Source organism: Robbsia andropogonis (assembly GCF_034047095.1).
Classification (GTDB): Bacteria; Pseudomonadota; Gammaproteobacteria; order Burkholderiales; family Burkholderiaceae; genus Robbsia; species Robbsia andropogonis.
Genome location: NZ_CP139164.1, coordinates 246151 through 264435, shown reverse-complemented (window position 1 = coordinate 264435; position 18285 = coordinate 246151). Strand labels below are relative to the sequence as shown.

The 18285-nt window shown below is 60.9% G+C and carries 15 protein-coding genes; 6 read left to right on the top strand and 9 right to left on the bottom strand.

Annotated elements, in window-relative coordinates; genetic code table 11:
• Window positions 1-94 precede the first annotated feature (94 nt).
• Entirely contained in the window at window positions 95-964 is an 870-nt protein-coding gene (locus SJQ66_RS01125; protein WP_320533762.1) for a hypothetical protein, read from the bottom strand.
• 329 nt (window positions 965-1293) lie between these two features.
• On the bottom strand, window positions 1294-2394 hold the full coding sequence (locus tag SJQ66_RS01120) for a branched-chain amino acid aminotransferase (protein ID WP_253465978.1): 1101 nt from the start codon (window positions 2392-2394) through the stop codon (window positions 1294-1296).
• A 230-nt stretch (window positions 2395-2624) separates the two neighbouring features.
• On the opposite strand from SJQ66_RS01120, the gene SJQ66_RS01115 reads away from it, so the two are divergent.
• Window positions 2625-3257: an NUDIX hydrolase gene (locus tag SJQ66_RS01115; protein WP_201779149.1), complete on the top strand. Its 633-nt coding sequence runs from the start codon at window positions 2625-2627 to the stop codon at window positions 3255-3257.
• A 158-nt stretch (window positions 3258-3415) separates the two neighbouring features.
• Here the strand turns inward: SJQ66_RS01115 and SJQ66_RS01110 are convergent, their stop codons facing one another.
• Both SJQ66_RS01110 and SJQ66_RS01105 read right to left on the bottom strand, forming a co-directional pair.
• Window positions 3416-5161, bottom strand: coding sequence for an NYN domain-containing protein (locus SJQ66_RS01110; RefSeq protein ID WP_024903763.1), 1746 nt, complete (start codon window positions 5159-5161; stop codon window positions 3416-3418).
• A 155-nt stretch (window positions 5162-5316) separates the two neighbouring features.
• On the bottom strand, window positions 5317-6369 hold the full coding sequence (locus SJQ66_RS01105) for an NADP(H)-dependent aldo-keto reductase (RefSeq protein WP_024903764.1): 1053 nt from the start codon (window positions 6367-6369) through the stop codon (window positions 5317-5319).
• Between the two features lie 233 nt (window positions 6370-6602).
• On the opposite strand from SJQ66_RS01105, the gene SJQ66_RS01100 reads away from it, so the two are divergent.
• Window positions 6603-7079 (top strand): CHRD domain-containing protein, encoded by a 477-nt coding sequence (locus SJQ66_RS01100; protein ID WP_096335574.1) that lies wholly within the window; start codon window positions 6603-6605, stop codon window positions 7077-7079.
• A gap of 129 nt (window positions 7080-7208) precedes the next feature.
• On the opposite strand, the gene SJQ66_RS01095 is transcribed toward SJQ66_RS01100, so the two are convergent.
• From SJQ66_RS01095 to SJQ66_RS01080, 4 genes are all read right to left on the bottom strand, one after another.
• Entirely contained in the window at window positions 7209-9047 is a 1839-nt protein-coding gene (locus tag SJQ66_RS01095; RefSeq protein ID WP_320533761.1) for an ABC transporter ATP-binding protein, read from the bottom strand.
• A gap of 1 nt (window position 9048) precedes the next feature.
• Window positions 9049-10890, bottom strand: coding sequence for an ABC transporter transmembrane domain-containing protein (locus SJQ66_RS01090; protein WP_024903767.1), 1842 nt, complete (start codon window positions 10888-10890; stop codon window positions 9049-9051).
• A 203-nt stretch (window positions 10891-11093) separates the two neighbouring features.
• Window positions 11094-12404 carry an acyltransferase family protein gene (locus tag SJQ66_RS01085; RefSeq protein WP_320533760.1) on the bottom strand — a complete coding sequence of 437 codons (1311 nt, stop codon included), beginning with the start codon at window positions 12402-12404 and terminating at the stop codon, window positions 11094-11096.
• 102 nt (window positions 12405-12506) lie between these two features.
• Window positions 12507-13628, bottom strand: coding sequence for an LLM class flavin-dependent oxidoreductase (locus SJQ66_RS01080; RefSeq protein ID WP_046153730.1), 1122 nt, complete (start codon window positions 13626-13628; stop codon window positions 12507-12509).
• A gap of 215 nt (window positions 13629-13843) precedes the next feature.
• On the opposite strand from SJQ66_RS01080, the gene SJQ66_RS01075 reads away from it, so the two are divergent.
• From SJQ66_RS01075 to SJQ66_RS01060, 4 genes are all read left to right on the top strand, one after another.
• Complete coding sequence (locus tag SJQ66_RS01075) at window positions 13844-14977, top strand: ABC transporter substrate-binding protein (RefSeq protein WP_052738426.1); 1134 nt, start codon at window positions 13844-13846, stop codon at window positions 14975-14977.
• A complete protein-coding gene (locus SJQ66_RS01070) occupies window positions 14974-15852 on the top strand; it encodes an ABC transporter permease (protein WP_024903771.1) in 879 nt (292 codons plus the stop codon). Before SJQ66_RS01075 ends, SJQ66_RS01070 begins: the two co-directional genes overlap by 4 nt.
• On the top strand, window positions 15801-16730 hold the full coding sequence (locus tag SJQ66_RS01065; protein ID WP_407691461.1) for an ABC transporter ATP-binding protein: 930 nt from the start codon (window positions 15801-15803) through the stop codon (window positions 16728-16730). The genes SJQ66_RS01070 and SJQ66_RS01065 overlap by 52 nt, the downstream gene beginning before the upstream one ends.
• A 214-nt stretch (window positions 16731-16944) precedes the next feature.
• Window positions 16945-17487 (top strand): cysteine dioxygenase family protein, encoded by a 543-nt coding sequence (locus SJQ66_RS01060; protein WP_046153813.1) that lies wholly within the window; start codon window positions 16945-16947, stop codon window positions 17485-17487.
• A 112-nt stretch (window positions 17488-17599) separates the two neighbouring features.
• Here SJQ66_RS01060 and SJQ66_RS01055 read toward each other — a convergent pair whose 3' ends face one another.
• The gene (locus tag SJQ66_RS01055) at window positions 17600-18193 is read right to left on the bottom strand and encodes a lysozyme inhibitor LprI family protein (protein WP_320533759.1); all 594 of its coding nucleotides are present in this window, start codon (window positions 18191-18193) and stop codon (window positions 17600-17602) included.
• Window positions 18194-18285: the final 92 nt, after the last annotated feature.

Genomic DNA, 18285 nt, shown 5'->3' with positions numbered 1-18285 from the left:
CGGCCGTGCGGGTAAATAACGATATCGCTTCGATGCAATAGAACGTTTATCAGTGGTGCGCCGCTAAGCGGCTAGCTACCAGTGTTCAGTCTGGTCACCGAAATGTGGATAGCAGGTTAATCTCGTTAGTGTCGTCGTCGGTGCAACGATTATGCGCATATTCGCAATCGAGTACATATCGATTCTTCACTGCCGCAACGAACGTCCAGTCGTCAGGCCGCCATCTATGGGCAGCAGCGCATATGAACGCGATGTCGTTGCTGTCTTTTACGCTTCGGAAAATGTCGGTGATGACGCACTCTTCAACCGCCTGCCAGTGTGTAAAGTGCCTCACACCGTATCGACAATGCAATGTCTCGCGTACCTTGACGCCGTCGAAACGACGAAACAAGTGACTGGCCGCCTCGCACGCAAAGGCCAGGGACACCGCGTCAAACGTGATTTCGCTGCGGTCGAAAAAGTCGGCGAGGACACTTCGAATGGGAATGTCGACCTTGCTTTCCAATATTGGTGTGAGCGCATCTGGCCAGTACCTAAGTGCAATATCCTTGAACTCTCCGGGGTACGGGGTGACGGTCGGAAAAAGGTGTCGAAAGTACTGTCGAGGTTGCCATACGTTGAGATACCTTCCGGTGTAGAGCTGCCCAAATGACGTGGCACGCCATAACGACTCGGGTTTTGACGTGACCCAGGTGATCATTTCATTAATTTTTGTATCGCGGCGGTGAAGCCCAATCCAGTCGATATTGTCCGAGTCTACAAGGGGGATATTGGCACGTTCCAGGAGCAATGCCGGTTGCCATTCCTGGCGCATATTCACGATGGATTGAAATGCCACATCCAGCCCGTTTTGATTTTGCACATTATGCAAAGCGGTAAACGCCTGCGTGCAGTGGACGTAGTCACCCCAGTATCGCCAAGGCAGGTTTGCAAGACATGGCGAAACAGACTGCGTCACGCGCATCAACGTGTACTATGATAGACGCGACGTGGTCACGCATTAAGACGCTCTCGCCGTACGGACCTATAGGGATGTATCTGTCTATCCCATCCAACACGCTGGTGGTTGTGATATCCATCGTTCGTACCCGAGTAAGAAAACGAAAAATGAAGTTTGCGCGGTTTTCTGTCGTGCCTGGTTGATCAACTTCGGATATCGCTATCAGAGCGCGCCTTTCATCAAGCGATGAGATTGGCGAGCAAAAAAACAAGGGAGGCATGACGATCCGTCGTGCCTCCCTTCTTGCAATGCTGACGCAACGCTGCTACGCGTCGCGCCTTATCGAACGGCCTTTAACAGACCTTGTGCAGCCAGCCACGTTTGTCTTCCGAGATGCCGTGTTGCAGGTCCAGCAGTGCCTGACGCAACTGCATCGTCACGGGACCGTTTTCGCCGCCATTGATGGTCATTTCGAAACCATTCGCCTTGGCCTTGCCCACGGGTGTGATTACCGCAGCGGTGCCGCAAGCAAATACTTCTGACATACGACCATTTGCAAGGTCTTCACGCCATTGTGTGACAGAGATCCTGCGTTCTTCCGTGTGGAATCCCAGGTCGCGGCCCAGTTCCAGCAGGCTGCGACGTGTGACGCCTGGCAACAGCGAACCGGTCAGTTCCGGTGTGACCAGCGTGACCTTGTCGCCTTCCTTGTAGACGAAGAACAAATTCATGCCGCCCATTTCTTCGATATCTTCGCGATGGGCGGCGTCCAGCCAGACGACTTGGTCGCAGCCGTGTTGCTGGGCTTGTGCTTGCGCCGCCAGGCTGGCGGCGTAGTTGCCTGCACACTTCGCTTCGCCGGTGCCGCCGAGTGCCGCGCGTACGTAGTCCTGGCTGATCCATACGGTCACCGGCTTTACGCCTTGCGCGAAGTACGCACCGGCCGGCGATGCGAAAAGGAGGAAGAGGTATTCATCCGACGGACGTACTCCCAGGTAAGCGTCCGATGCAAACATCAGTGGACGCATGTACAGACTCTCACCGACAGGCGTTGGCACCCACTTGCGGTCCATTGAGATCAGCGCATCACCCGCTTCCAGGAAGCGTTCCGGCGGCAGCGCGGGCATGGCCAGACGCGCCGCGCTACGGTTGAAACGCTCGGCATTCTGGTCCGGGCGAAACGTGGCAATACTGCCGTCCGGTTGTGCAAAGGCCTTATAGCCCTCGAAGATCGCTTGACCGTAATGCAACGCCGAGGTGGCGGGGTCCAGAGACAATGGGCCGTAGGCCTTCAGCTCGCCTTGCTGCCATGCGCCGTCCCGGTACGGAATCACGACCATGTGATCCGTAAATATGCGACCGAAGCCCGGGCCGGTCGTACGCGCGATGCGTTCGGCATCGCTCAGGATATGGTCGGAAGGCGTGACGCGCAGCGTCGGTGTGGAGGCGATCATGGCAAGCGCTTTCTTGAAAACACGGAAAACCACGATGCTACCGAAAAATGAAAGATTTAGCAGGGAAATTGCCGTGGCGGGTATTCCACGCCAAAACGTGTCGTATATGTCATGGGTCTGAAGCGGCTTTGCGCTGCACTATCACTGTTACCGTACAGTCAACCCATGTGCGTCCATGCTGGTTTATCGTTACGGCTATGGGTTCATGGGTTCGATGGGGATATTGACGCGTGAAAGTTTTGGAAAATCAGTGGCTTACCTACGTAAAACGCCTCCAGGCCATCGCCTCGACGGGATTGCACTTTGCCGAGGGCGTGTTTGATAGAGAACGTTTCGAGGAAATAGCGCGCATTTCGAATGCGATGCTTGCAGATCTTGGCAATGTGCCGATCAACCACATTCCGGACCTGATGCCTCCGATGGGCACCGCCTATGCCACACCCCTTATCGAAGTGCGGGGTGCGGTAATCGTTGACGACCAGATTTTATTGGTTCGCGAGAAATTCGATGGTTTGTGGACGATGCCGGGTGGCTATGCCGACGTCGGGCTGTCGGGTGCGGAGAATACGGCCAAGGAGGTATGGGAGGAGGCCGGCTTGCGCGTGAGTGTGAAGTCATTGTTCAGCGTGAGACACAAGGCCAAGGGCGCGTACAAATTGGACCCCCGTGATTTCTACAAGCTGTATTTCCTATGCGAATCGGAACCGGGAGCGGTGCCCCGGGTGGGTGTCGAAACGTCCGAAGTTGGGTTTTTTTCACCGGATGCGCTGCCACCGCTGTCCGAAGGACGGACGATCGTCGGTGACATCCTCGATGCGTTCCGCTTTGCCCGCGGCGAAGTGACGACGACGATTTTCGACTGAGGCATGTGCTTTCTAAGCAGCGTATGGACGGAACGGGCTTCTGCTCCGTGCTGCTTACATCGGGAAGGCACTTGTCTGGTTTGCTTATGGGTTGTCGAAAATCATGTTTTTCGGGGAGACGCCGTTGCCGTGATCGCGCAACGGCCCGATCTGCCGCGTTATTCCTCGGGGAACAATTGCGGTGTCTTGCGCGCGCGCCGCGCGGAGGCGCCGGGTCTGCGCCCGCGTTTCGCCGGTGCTGCTTCCGCCGTGGGCGTGACCGCATCGACTTCTTCGTCTGGCGTGCTTGCGGCAACGGCAACCGTGCTCGGTGGCACAACGCTGCTTACGTTGACGGCCAGCGTGTCGGCGGACGGAGTGGCTATTTCAAGCGGTGCCTCGCTATCGAGTTCGAGCATTTCCGTGACGACCGTGCTCGCGCGCTTCGATGGGGCACGCCGTGCACGGCGTGCGGCCGAGGCTTTGCCGGGGCGGGGTCGCTCGCCAAGTGACAAGGCGTCCGCATCCCGGTCCGCTGCCAGATAGTGCGCGGAATCGCTGGCCACTGGTGCGCTGGTCAACGTATCGGAGGTGTCTTCGTCGAAGAGTCCTGCTTCGGCGCCATGGGTGCGGGCGTCGGCCGCTTCCGGTGACTTGCTCGTGCCGGTAGCATCGGCCGTAAGAGGTGCGTCGTCTGCAAACGCATCGCCAGCATCGCCGTACGGGGCGTCGATAATCGCCAGCACGGTATCTGCCGTCGTCGCCGTATTGGCGTCCTCGGCAAATGCACCTTGGTCGACTTCGACAACCGACTCCGCGTCGCGTCTACCACGGTCGCTGCCTGGGTCGCGCTCATTATTTGCGTCGCGGCCGCGATCGCGATCCCGGCCACGACGCCGAGACTTTTTCGCGGGTGCGCGGTCCGCGGTTACCGCCTCGTTGGACCGGGGGGCTGCGCTGCGCTGTGTGCCAAGCGATCCCTCGTCGGCGACGTTGGCGTCCTGCGAAGCGGCAAAATCCTGGCGTGCGCCGCGGTTCGGCGATTGAGGAGCGGGCGCGGCAGATGCCGGCGGCTCTTCCAGCCGGCTGCCGATGTCCTGGGCGCTTCGGAACACATAGGTGCCCGACTTTTCGTCCCGACCCACTTCAAACAGTCCTCGCGCCTGTGCCTCGTCTAGAAGGCCACCGAATGCGCGGAAGCCGAAATACGACTCATTGAAATCGGGGCGGCGGCGTTTGATGGCCTCCTTCAGCACCGATGCCCAGATCTTGTTGCTATCGCCCCGTTCGGTCACCAGTGCATCAAACGTTTCCACTGCAAGCGCAAAGGCTTTTTCCTTACGCGCTTCTACTTCGGGGGAATCTTGCTTCCCCGGTTTCTGGCGCGGCGCGCGGTCTTCATCATTCTTGCGGGTTGCCGCGTCACGCTTGGCCTGGGCGCGCTGTTGTTCGCGCACCAGATCGTCGTAAAAAATGAATTCGTCGCAGTTTGCAACCAGCAGGTCCGACGTGGAATTCTTGACACCCACGCCGATGACCTTCTTGGCGTTTTCGCGAAGTTTGGACACCAGCGGCGAGAAATCGGAATCGCCGCTGATGATGACGAAGGTGTCGACGTGAGACTTCGTGTAGCAAAGATCGAGTGCGTCAACCACCAGGCGAATATCGGCGGAATTCTTGCCGGTTTGGCGGACGTGCGGGATTTCGATCAGTTCGAAGCTCGCCTCGTGCATGGCGGCCTTGAAACCTTTGTACCGATCCCAGTCGCAATAGGCTTTCTTGACGACAATGCTGCCCTTGAGCAGCAGTCGTTCCAGCACCGGCTTAATGTCGAATTTCTCGTATTTCGCGTCGCGCACGCCCAGCGCGACGTTTTCGAAATCACAGAAAAGCGCCATGCTGACGCTGTCGTTGGGTAAAGCCATGGATGCTCCCGGCGCGTGCATGTTGCACGCGTTGCGTAAAAAGGTTCAAAACGCGGTTTTCGTTGCGGGTAGCCCACACCGAATGCGTCATATCGCGGAATACTAAACCTTTCGATTATACGCATCCATTCCGTTCCGCCGGCGACCGCGCCTGCTCAGGGCGCCGGGTTGGGTTGCTTTTCGTGAAGCGCGTCGATTTCCGTGAGAATTTCCTCGCTCAATGTGACGTCGGCGCTATCGATATTTTCCTTCAATTGTGACAGCGTAGTGGCACCGATCAGGTTGCTGGTCGTGAACGCACGCCCATTGATGAACGCCAGCGCCATCTGCGTCGGCGACAGTCCGTGCGCCTTTGCCAATGCCACATACGCGCTGATTGCCGCGACCGACTGCGGTTTGCTGTAGCGCGCGAAGCGTTCATACAGCGTAATTCGCGCGCCGGCCGGACGGGCGCCATTTTCATATTTGCCCGTGAGCCAGCCGAACGCGAGCGGTGAGTACGCCAACAGCCCCACGCCGTCGCGATGCGTGAATTCGGACAAACCGTTTTCGAACGTACGGTTTACCAAGCTGTAGGGATTCTGGATGCTGACGATTTTCGGCAGATCCAGCCGTTTCGCCGCATGCAGGAATTGCGCAACGCCCCATGGCGTTTCGTTCGATACACCGATGTGCCGGATCTTGCCGGCCTTGACCAGCTCCGCCAAGGCCGTCAATGTTTCCTCGATGGGTACCGAATACGGATCGTCGATCCATGGGTAGTTTGATCGGCCGAACGTCGTTGTGCTGCGGTCAGGCCAGTGCAACTGGTATAGATCGATATAGTCTGTCTGCAGCCGTTTCAGGCTACCGTCGACCGCCTGTTGCAGGTTGACCCGGTCGAACTGGTTGGTCTCTCCGCGAATGTGCCTGGGATTATGCGGTTGACGGGCCGGTCCGGCGATCTTTGTCGCCAGCACCACCTTGCCGCGCCGCTCCGGATGTTTGGCGAGCCAGGTGCCGATGTATTGCTCGGTTCGACCTTGCGTTTCAGGGCGGGGTGGTACCGGATACATTTCCGCCGCGTCGATCAGCGTGACACCACGCGAGATCGCATAGTCGAGCTGTGCGTGTGCATCGGCTTCGGTATTCTGTTCACCCCAGGTCATGGTGCCCAGACCGATCACACTGACGTCGATGCCGCTGTCACCCAGTTTTCTGTATTCCATTTGCGTTGTCCTTGGCGAGGGTCACGGGTACCGGTCCCGTAAGCGTCGACCGCGGCGCGCCTGGAAAGGGACGCATGCGTGTCTTTCGCGGGCGGCGGGACCCGGCAAGAGCAGTACGCTATCACATCCGTCATGAACATGCGTTGTGCGCTACTATCGATCAGGCTGGCGGCGTCGCCGGCAATCATTGCGTTGATTGAAGTTGCGGTCCTGAAAACTATCAAGGAGGATGCATGTCGATCGAAACGTTGCGCTCGAACCCGTTGATCCGTATGCCACGTGGCGCGCTGGTGGCGTCGGCTATCGTATTGACCACGATGACCGCCTCACTGCCGGCCATGGCGAAAGTCGTCCACTTCAGCTCGACGCTTACCGCGGCGAATGAAGTGCCGCCGCACCAGACGGACGGCACGGGGGCGTTGACGGCAAGCTACGATACGAAGTCGAAGAACTTCGAGTACGAGGTGAGCTATGACAAGCTGACCGGCCCGGCGACGGCCGCGCATTTCCACGGTCCGGCGCTTGCGGGCGAGAACGCCAAGCCCGTGATTCCGATTGCCGCGGATGCGCTTGCCAGCCCGATTAAGGGCAGCAAGACGCTGACGCCCGAACAGGCCAAGGACCTGCTGGCAGGCAAGTGGTATTTCAACGTTCACACTGCCGCGAATCCGGGTGGTGAAATCCGTGGGCAAATCGAGAAAACGAAGTAACGGGCCTGAGCCGTACCGTCACGCTTACGCCGGTACGGCGGATACCGCACGGCATCCGCGTTCACGAGGAGGACCTTGCCACCAAAATAAGAGTGGACGGGGCCAGAGGGGGCGTCGCCAGAAGCCTTTCTACCTTTGCTCAGTGACTTCGCCCTGCATCTGCTGAAGCAGATAAAGCCGTTGGTAGATGCCGCGATCGATGGCCATCAATGTCTCGTGATCGCCGGACTCGGCAATCTGTCCATGATTCAGCACGATGATACGATCCGCGCGCCGGATGGTGGAGAGCCGGTGCGCGATCGAAATCATCGTCACTTTGCCGTGCAGCGCTTCCAGCGCGCGTTGTACCGTCTGTTCGGTTTCGCTATCGATATGGGATGTTGCTTCGTCCAGCAGCAGGATCTTGGGTTTCCCGGCGAGCGCACGGGCAATGGCAATCAGCTGTTTTTGCCCGCTGGACAGGCGTCCGCCGTTTTCCCCCATATCGGTCGCATAGCCTTGCGGTAGCGCCATGATCAAGGCATGGGCACCGGCCGCGTGCGCCGCTTCCTCGATCCGGGCGTCGCTCAGGTCTCGACCCATGTCGATATTCTCGCGTACGCTGGCGGCAAACAGGAAAGGATCTTGCGGCACCAGTCCGACACCGGCACGAAAGGTTGCGTCGCCGATCGTGCGCAGGTCCTGGCCATCGATCGTGATCGTTCCGTGTTGCGCGATGTAGAAGCGCAGCAGCAATGACAGCAGCGTCGACTTGCCGCTTCCGGTATGACCGACGATCCCGTAAAACGCACCCGCCGGAATCGCCAATGCGATGTCATGCAGCACCGGATGCATCGGATCATAGCCAAAGGTCACGTGATCGAAGCGCACCGCCCCCCCGTGGGTGTTGGCGTCGCTGCCTGTGAGGGCGTTGCCCTGCGAGGTGGCATCGTTATCCAACGCCGCCACCGCCGGCGGTAACGTTTCGTGCAACAGGCCGTTGACGCGCGCCGCGGCCACCACGGCCTGCTGCAACTGGCTGAACTGCATCGTGATCTGAATCAACGGCTCCACGACACGGGCGATATAGCTGACGAATGCGTACAGGATCCCTACTTGTGCATTCGACATTTCCTGAATGCCGAACCCATACAGCACGACCACCAAAATCAGCACATTCAGCAAATCCAGCGCGGGCCGTAGCAGCCAGGCGTTGACGACCAGTTCCGCGCGGCGGGCCTGGTATTGGGCGTTGTTCGTGGTGATGAAACGTTGCGTGAACCGCCCGGCGGCGTTGCTGGCCTGGACAACCGGCATGCCGGCGATCGATTCGCCCATTTGCGCATTGATATCGCTGCGCAATTGCCGGGCACGGGCCACGGACGGCGCGCTCCAGCGTTGATATAACCAGACGATCAGCACCATCGCCGGCACCAGGGTCAGCACGATCAGCATCAAGCGCCAATCGAGCCAGGCCATAGCGAGCAGTGCCCCGCTTACGACGATGCAACTGTCGAGCATGACGAACAGCACCTGCACGTAAAGCGCCTTGACGGATTCCGTATCGTTGGTGACGCGGCTGACCAACTGGCCCGTGATCGCCTTGTCGAAGAATGCCATCGGCAAGCGCATCACATGGCCATACACCTGTTCCCGGAGGCGTCTTACCGAGCGCATCGCCACGCCGGCCAGACGCGTCAACTGGAAGTAACGGATCACCCCCGCCACGCAAGCGCTGACGGCGCCAAGCGTGAGCAGCATGACGATCGGTGTCCAGGCAAGCCGATGCGGCAACAGATACGCATCGATAAATCGTTTGCCGAGCAGCGGCGACAGCGCTTCCAGCAGGGCGGCCACGGTGAGCCAGGCAGTGCCCACTAGAACGTGTCGACGTTCCGGCGCGGCGGCCAGACGTAAGAGCGCGAACGCCGCACGGCGTTCGGCTTTGCCGCCGCCGGTGTCGCGCGTCGTGTGGGCGGTGTCAGGCATGTCAGCTGGCATCCAGGCTTGCCTCCAATTGCTGGTAACGCCATTGGCGGGCGTACCAACCGTCCCGTTCCAGCAGCGTGTCGTGATTGCCATGCTCGATGATGTGCCCCTCCTGACGGCTTTCGACACCGCCCAGCACGATGATATCGTCCGCATCGGCCACCGCGGACAGGCGATGACTGACGATCAATACGGTGCGCCCGCGTCGTGCGGCACGTAAATGCCGCAGAATCTGCGTTTCCGTGCCGGTGTCCACGGCTGACAAGGCATCATCGAGCAACAAGAGCGGCGCGTCGGCCAGCAGCGCGCGTGCAATGGCGATACGCTGCCGCTGCCCGCCCGACAGCGATACTCCGCGCTCGCCGACCGGCGTTTCATAACCCTGCGGTAATCGCAGGATGTCATCATGGACAGCGGCAAGACGGGCCACCCGCGCGATGTCCTCGCGGCTTGCGTCAGGGCGCGCGAGTGCGATATTGTCGGCCACGGACGCCGAAAACAGGAACGCCTCTTGAGGCACCCAGGCCACTTGCTCGCGCAGCGCCTGTAGCGAATAGGTGGCGAGGGATGCTCCGTGCCAGCGGATGTCGCCCTGTTGCAATGGATAATGTCGCAGCAAAAGACGTAGCAGGGTGGATTTACCGGCGCCCGTGGTGCCGACGATGCCCAGCGTGCTGCCCGCCGCCACCGGGAACGACACATCGGTGATCGCCGCGTGGGGTTGATCCGCATACGAGAACGTCACCGCATCGAAGACCAATGCCGGTTCGTCGGATGTCTGCGCCGTGGCGGCGGTCGACACCCCTTCCCGCTCGTTGTCGGCGTCCGTTGCACGCGTCGTGGCCGACGGCTCGGCCGTACCGCCAGTGCCGTTATCGTCTACTTCCGATTCGGCCGAGAGCAAGGGGTTCAAGCGCGTCCAGGCGGCGCGGCCACGCTCGATCAGCGACAGCACCCAGCCGGCGGCGAACATGGGCCAGATCAGTTGCCCCAGATACATGCTGAAGCTGGTCAGGTTGCCGATGGTCATCTGGCCAGTCCACACCAGGTAGCCGCCATATGCCAATGTGATGGTCGTCGATGCCGTCAGCGCAATACCGACGACGGGCGAGAACGCCGCTTCCCACCGCTGTGCTTCGAGATTGCTGTTTGCTGCGTCACGCGCCAGTTTGGCGAGTACGTTCGCGTTATGCGCCTCCAGTCCAAGCGCGCGGACGGTGCGCACGCCGCTGAGTGTTTCCTGGACGTGGTCGTTTAATGTGCTGAATCGGCCAAGGGAGTCGCGCCAGGCGTGGTGAATCCGGTTCGAGATCAACCAGAAGCCGAAAGCCATGAACGGGAAGGGCAGCAAGGCGGCGAGGCTCAGGCGCCAATCAATGCCGCCGGTCATCATCGCGACAACCAGGATCAGCGTCATCGAGCCGTCGAAGCCGGCTAACAAGGCCTCGCCGGCAGTCATTTCCACCGCGTCGATATCGTTGGTAGCGCGCGCCATCAGGTCGCCCGTACGGTGCCGATGGAAAAAACCAGGACTTTGTAGCGCGAGCGTCCGGTAGATCCGCTCGCGCAGCGACGTGCCCAGCTTGTAGGCGGCTGCATACAACGTCACACGCCAACCAACCCGCAAAAAATAGATTGCCAATCCCATTGCCAGCAAAATCGCCAGATCCCCCATGAGCGCGAGGAGGTGCAACTGATGCGCGACAAGCCCGTCGATGATACGTCCGACCATGCGCGGAATCATCACGCTGAGCACGGCCACGCCTGCCAGCATCACGGCCGATGCAGCGTAGGGACGCCATTGCTGGCGGGTAAAAGTCGCCAGAAGGCGTAACAAGGACATGGATTGCATAGAAACGCTGTTGCGGCGGTGCCGGAGGGTGACCGGCACGAAAATCGGGCAGCGGCCGGGACACGGAAATGGGCACGGACCGGCTGTTAAAGGCACGTGCCACGCACCGGATGCGCATTGTCAGTCTGCTGTAAGACGACCGCTAGTGTAGCGGACTCGGATGACAGACGCTCCGCGGTGCCGGACAACCTTCGTCAGTGCAGGGTCTGCTTGCTGAGCGGGATGGCTGCGGCACTGCCCGTGGCCGCAGGCCGTGTGGGATAACCGGGTTGCGTGCGTACCCAGCGGTGGCGTGCCCGTTCCAGCGGCCGATCCACAATATAGTAGACCAGCAAGGACAGGCCGACGATGATGACGAGGGGCAACGGCAGCCAGGGTAGACGGGCAAGGGTGCCGGTCGGCAGCAGACCGCGATCGTGCATGGCCAGAAGCACGATGCCGTGCAGGAGGTAGACCTCATAGGACAATGCCCCAAGGAGCCGGTCGAGGCGCGCCGGATCGATGCGGCGATGTAGCCACCGCATCACGCCCGCTCTCTCGATTGTGATTTCCTTGCCGGGACGTTTCCGGGTAGTCGTCATCGCATAGGGCAGCAGCGCGACGGCGATAAACAGGTTGGCCAGCGTATTGAAGTACGACATCTCGCCGTAAGCGCTGCCAAAGAACATGACGCCGCGCAGCGGGCGATATACGGCGCAGATCAGCAGGATGGCCAACGCGATGGCCGCGCCCGACTGCACCTGGGTCGCCGAAAAGCGCCAGTCACGGCGTGCTACCCAGGCACCCGCGACAAAGAAGGCGAGGTAGTCCGGCAAGATGCCAATCGTCGAATCATCCCCCCGGTATGCGAGCAGCATATGCAGCAACCCGAGGACGCACACCGCGAACAGGAAAATCCGCCCGGTCCGCGCGCCGACCGACGGTATCTCCACGTCTGCCGTCGTGCCGTCCGTCGGACTGCCTTGCATCCTGCGCGTCTTGTCCAGTAGCCAGATGACAAGCGGTGCCACCACGTAAAACTGCAATTCGATATCGATCGACCACAGCGGACCGATTACGCGCCACGCTGGTGTGATCGTCGCGTAACCGAACAGCAGCACATGCGAAAAATAATAATGGATTGCCGCGAACGGGCCGGACGTCGTGCTCCCGACCACATTGCTCGACGCGGCGGTATCCAGGCCGGGTGGCACAGTGGGCGGGAACAGCAGGGGATGCGGTAAGGCGATCCAGCCACAGGCCGCGCAGATCAGCATCAGCGCCAGCGCCGCATAGAAGACCGGAAAGATCCGCCAGAGTCGAGAAAGGTAGAAGGTGCGTACCGGGCGGGCCACATGCCGGTATTCGGCGTGCCACATCCGGTCGATCCAATAGCCGCTTAGCGCGAAAAAGAGGAAGACTGCCGACGCTCCCAGCTTCAACGGCGTGGTGTGCGTTACAAAGACGACGAACGCAAGCCACAGACGAAATGCGCCAGGTGACAGGACGGGCAGCTTGAACGACATGGACGACACCTCGCGACAATTCGATTGGACCGTATCATGCTACCTCCGATGCGGTCCTTCGCGCTTAGTCAGTCCTTTTTGCTGCAGGGCGTTTGCTGCCGCTCAGGCGGCGGCTTGACCGGTGCGTGCCACCTTGTCTTCCTCAATGGCAATGCGTTCGCGGGCGATCGGCAAGAGATCACGGCCGTACGCCAGCGCATCCTCCAAGGGATCGAATCCGCGCACCAGGAATGTCGTGATACCCAGGCGATAGTATTCGACCAGCGCCTCGGCCACTTGTTCTGGCGTGCCCACCAGGCCAGTGGAATTGCCGGCGGCCTTGGTCAACGCCGCCATGCCGGTCCACAAGCGCCGATCGACGACCGCACCTCGTGCTGCCGCGGCGAGCAAGCGCTTTGCGCCCACGTTTTGCGGATCTTGCGGTCGACGCGTGAAATTCGGGGAACGCGTGACCACCTCCTTCGCACGTTCGAGGATCGCATCGGCACGCGCCCAGGCGGCCTCTTCGGTCGCGGCAATGACCGGACGCAATGACAGGCTGAAGCGAATCTTGTCTTGCCGGCCATATCGTGCCGCCGCCGCGCGCACGCGCCTGACCAATTCGGCAACCTGATCCAGGGATTCACCCCAGAGCGCATACACGTCGGCGTGCTTGCCTGCCACTTCGATCGCGGCATCCGATGCGCCGCCGAAATACACCGGCAAATGTGGCAGGTTGGCTCGGGGGACGGGGCGAATCTGCGATTTGTGACCTTTCACCCGGTAGAACTCGCCCTGGTGGTCAAACGGTGCATCGCTGGTCCAGGCGGTCTTGACGACATCCAGGTACTCATCGGTGCGGCGGTAACGGGCACTATGGTCGAGGAAATCACCGTCGCGTTGCTGCTCCGTGTCGTCGCCTCCGGAAATAATATGCACCGCGAGCCGCCCCCCGGAGAAATGGTCGAGCGTGGACAATTGCCGGGCTGCCAGGGTGGGCGCGACAAAGCCCGGTCGATGGGCGAGCAACACCCCCAGGCGCTGGGTTTGATGCAGCACGTACGCGGCAATCTGGCCGCCATCCGGTGAGGCGCTGGAATGCGCGATCAGTACCCGGTCGAAACCACCGAACTCATGGGCCTGCGCCACCGAGCCAATATAGGGCACATTTAGCGTGGGTCCCTGAGGCAAATGCGTCTCGCTGGACTCCTGGTGGCTGACATAGCCGATGAATTCGATGCTCATGCGGGTTCTCCAAGAAGACTTTCATGCAGGGATCGTTGTCCCATTCCACGAACACCATAGCGATGTGCGCCTTCGGATCGCAAACGACGAATTTCGATAAGGATATGCATGGATGATTTCTATTCATCTTAGAAATCGTTGTTTGGGATAGGGGGAGCCTGCTACTAGCATGAAAGGTCATGTAATGATGTCCGGATATTCTGGAAACGAGATCCATGCAGAAGCCTTTGATTTCATCGCTCCCGTCTTTTCGGGCGTTCCAGTCCTGGCGCCAGACCATCGGTGCCGGGGCATCGATCGGCGACGCACTGACCGCCGGCGACGACTTGCGCGAACGTGGCGACGCGGGGCGGCGTGCATGGCTGCGACAGGCCGTGTCGCTGGGCGCAGCGGCCGCCTCGGCAAGCTTGTCCGTGCCGGCTTGGGCGGTTTCCACTGCATCAGGCGCCGGGCAAGTGTCCGATGCGGCGTTGCGGAATGTGACGTTGCGCGTGGGCGACCAGACTGGCGCGACCCGCGGCCTTTTCGAGGCTGCCGGCCTGCTGAAGGACGTGCCTTTCAAGATCGAGTGGTCGGTGTTTCCCACCGCCGCCGCGTTGCACGAAGCCCTGAAAGCCAATGCGACCGATATCGGCTCGGCCAACGACTCACCCACGGTGACGGCCATTGTCGGTGGATCGCCAGTGCAGGTGGTGGCTGCGTGGCAGCGTACCCATTCGACCGATACGGCGTTGCTGACGCGGCCGAATAGCGGCATCGCATCTTTGCAAGGGTTGCGGGGCAAGACCATCTCGCCGACCACGCGCGGCAGCGTTGGTCATTTCCTGGTTGTCGGGCTGTTGCAGCAGGCGGGTATTCCGCTGAGCGACGTGAAGCTCGCATTCCTCGCGCCCACCGACGCCAGCGCCGCGTTTGCGAGCGGGGGCATTGATGCCTGGTCGACCTGGGGGATTTTTCGAGCCCGCACGGTCGGCGTGCTGCATGCGCAGACGCTCGATGACGGTGCACGCATCAATTCGGGTTTGTCGCTGTTGAGCGCGCATCCGGAGGCGTTGAAGGACCCCGCGAAAGTGGCCGCCATCGCCCACTTTGCACGTTTGCAGGATCGGGCCCTGGCATGGGGGCGGGGCAATCGCGCGGGCTATATCGATTGGTTCAAGCGGTTTTCCAAGCAGGACGATCAAGTCGCCGCCGGCACTTATAACGATGCCGTGGGCTATCAACGCCAGCCTATCGGGGATGGCGTGCGGCAGCGCGTCGACGCGACGTACAAGACGTGGATTAGCGCGGGCTTGTTGCAACCGGGTGTCGATCTCGCCGCCCACCTCTATCATGGGATAACGGCATGAGTGCGGATCCACAATCCCTCCGCGCCCCGGGCTCGTCGCGCGCTCCGTCTTCCGATCCCCGGCAGGAAGGAGGCGATGCGCGTGCACGCAAGGCGTCGCCTCTATCCTGGCAGCACTTGCCGCGATCGTTGCGGCGGACGGTGGGCGTCGCGGTGATCCTTGCCGCATGGTGGAGTTTGTCGGCAACCGGCGTGTTACGTCCGGAAGTGCTGGCGGGGCCGCCCGCGATCCTGTCCGCGGCGGTCTCGTTGTGGCAGGATGGAGAGCTGCCCGCGGCGTTGTGGGTATCACTGCATCGTGTCCTGATCGGCCTGGGGATCGGTGGCGCGGCCGGAGTCGGCCTGGCCTTGCTATGCGGCTTGTCGCGCGTTGCCGAAGACCTCGTGGACCCACCGATGCAGATGTTGCGCACGGTGCCACATATCGCGCTGATTCCGCTGCTGATCATCTGGTTCGGCATTGGCGAAACGCCGAAGATTGCATTGATCGCGCTGGCGAGCACTTTCCCCTTGTATCTGAATGTGTATGCCGGCATTCGTAACGTGGATGTGGGGTTGATCGAAGCGGCGCGCGTGCTCGAATTGTCGCGAGCCAGGCTGATCGCATTGATCGTGCTGCCCGGCGCGTTACCCAATTTGCTGACCGGCTTGCGTTACGCCCTCGGGGCGAGCTGGCTCGCGTTGGTGTTCGGTGAACAGATCAATGCCACCGCTGGCATCGGATATTTGCTGAGTAATGCACGGGACCTTTTTCAGACCGACGTGATCATCGTGTGCCTGATCGTATACGCCTTGCTGGGGCTGGCAGGTGACCTGATCGTTCGTTGGCTCGAAAAACGGCTGCTGGACTGGCGTCCCGCGTTCGACGGCGGCTGACCGGAGACGGGGCGCAGATCGGCGCGTTGGCGCAATCGCCATTGCCTCCGCGGCTTGCGCGCCCTTATGACGAAGTGCGGATGACACGAGAACCGATGGAAAACGATGCGTTGAACAACGTCGATCATTCCGGTCACGGCAACGTGGTGCGAACCCGCGCGCTCAGCCGACGCTTCGGCGAGCGGAACGTGATCGACCGACTGGATCTCGACATCGCCGATGGCGAATTTGTCGCCTTGGTTGGACGTTCCGGCTGTGGAAAAAGCACGTTGCTGCGCGTATTGGCAAAGCTCGACGAGGCGGACGGTGGCGAGGTGATGGTTCCGGAACGGCGCGCCGTGGCGTTTCAAGCCCCACGCCTGATTCCCTGGCTCAAGCTGGCGCGCAATGTTGCACTCGGTGACGTGGGTAAAGGTAGCGCTTTGGAGCACCGTCAGCGCGTGGACGCGGCCCTTGAGGAAGTGGGGCTGGCGCAGCGGCGGGATGCCTGGCCGCGTGTGCTGTCCGGTGGTGAAGCGCAACGCGCATCACTGGCGCGGGCGCTACTGCGTCAACCGAAACTCCTGCTGCTCGACGAGCCGTTCGGCGCACTCGATGCACTGACCCGGCGCAACGCGCAGCGCCTTGTAAGCCGACTATGGCGCGCGCATCGATGCGCGGTCCTGTTGATCACGCACGATATCGATGAAGCGCTGTTGCTGGCGGACCGGGTTCTTGTCATGGAAGCAGGGCGTATATCGCACGAAGTGCAGGTTGATCTTGGACCCACCGAAGCGCGCGATATGACGGCGCCGCGCTTTGGTACACTTCGTCGCACCTTGCTGGATCGGCTAGGTGTGGAAGAAAAACCAGGAGGCGGATATGGTCAAGCTGCGTGATGGCGTGTCGGATACAACGATTATCGAACGTACCCTCTTGGACGCCGATGCCGATGCCGATGCCGATGTGCGGACGGCCATGGTGTCTGCTGCCAATGCATCGGCGATTGGCGGAGCGCCGGAAATCCGCTCGCCCGGATCGACTTCCTTTCGTGCATTCGTCGAGACGTTGACGCGGATTGTCACCACCGAAAATGCGGCACCGACGGTGGCCATGGAAGCGGCTGCTGTTGCCCGAGGCGAAGCCGCACTGCTTGCGCGCTGTACCGACGCGTTACGTCGTTTGATTGCCGTCGATGACTGGCTGCCCGACGCTTATGCGCAGCCCTCGGCCGATCGGTATCAACAGTTTCTGCTTTACCGTGATCCGGCTGCGCGATTTTCGGTGGTCAGTTTTGTATGGGGACCGGGGCAGCGCACGCCTATTCATGACCATACGGTCTGGGGTTTGATCGGCATGCTGCGCGGCGCGGAAGCCTCCGAGTCTTTCGCTCGCACGTCATCCGGCGCCGTAGTCGCTACCGGCCACGATGTGATCCTGCGACCGGGCACGGTGGAAGCCGTGTCGCCGACGATTGGCGACATTCATCGGGTATCCAATCTTTACCAAGATCAGACGTCGATCAGCATCCATGTATACGGTGCCGATATCGGACAAGTCGCCCGATGGGTGTATCCGGAAGACGGTGGGGCACCGAAGCACTTCATCTCGGGCTATTCCAACGGGACGTTGCCGCCGTTGCTTGATACCCTGTGAGGCGATGGTGCCCCGTATCAGCTAGCGCACTTCGAGACACCCCATCACGCACCGCTCGCACGCCCCGGCGACATGCCAGAACGTCCGGGCGGCGATTCCTGGCAGTGGCAGGTCAGGGATTGGTGCCGATGACCTTCGCCGGACCGGCTTCCACGTGCGCGGATTGCGGGGCCGGCATCGTCAAGCCCTTCGTCGACGTGGTGACCGGCACATCCGGCATGGTCGCGGCGGCGGTAGGTTGGGCTTGTGGCGCTTTCATCTGACGCACTGCCGAGGCGGCTTCCGGCGCCAAATTCTGGCCATCCAGGTGCAGCTCGAATGACACGCGCTGCGCCTTCTGACCTTGCGCCACGTCCGCGTGCAATTCGCTGAGGCGGCGTTCATACCAATTCGTCACGCACGCCGCGTCGCGGCAATTCTTTTGCCGCCATTGCCATTGGGCGACCCGGCTGTCTTCCAGCGCCTGGCGATCCGGAGTGACATCCAGCGCATGCTTGTAGGCAGCGGCTAGCTGGTCATCGAGTCGTGACAAATAGGGCGTCTCGCAGACGACCTTTTCCGAGAATGATTGGCCTTTTTTGCAGTCAAAACTGGCTGCATGAGCCGAGATACTGGCCCCGGCGGCCAAAACCAACGCGGCGCCCACGGCGCGGCGAATCAGGGCACCGCCGGCGGCGGGCGAGCGAAAGAGAGTCGAGCGTTGCACTTTGGGTCCTCGTTTTCGAATGGAGCGCGATGCTGCCGAACAATCTTCGCTGCCCGGGCTGTCATTCCATCGGCGGATCACTGCTGTCTTTT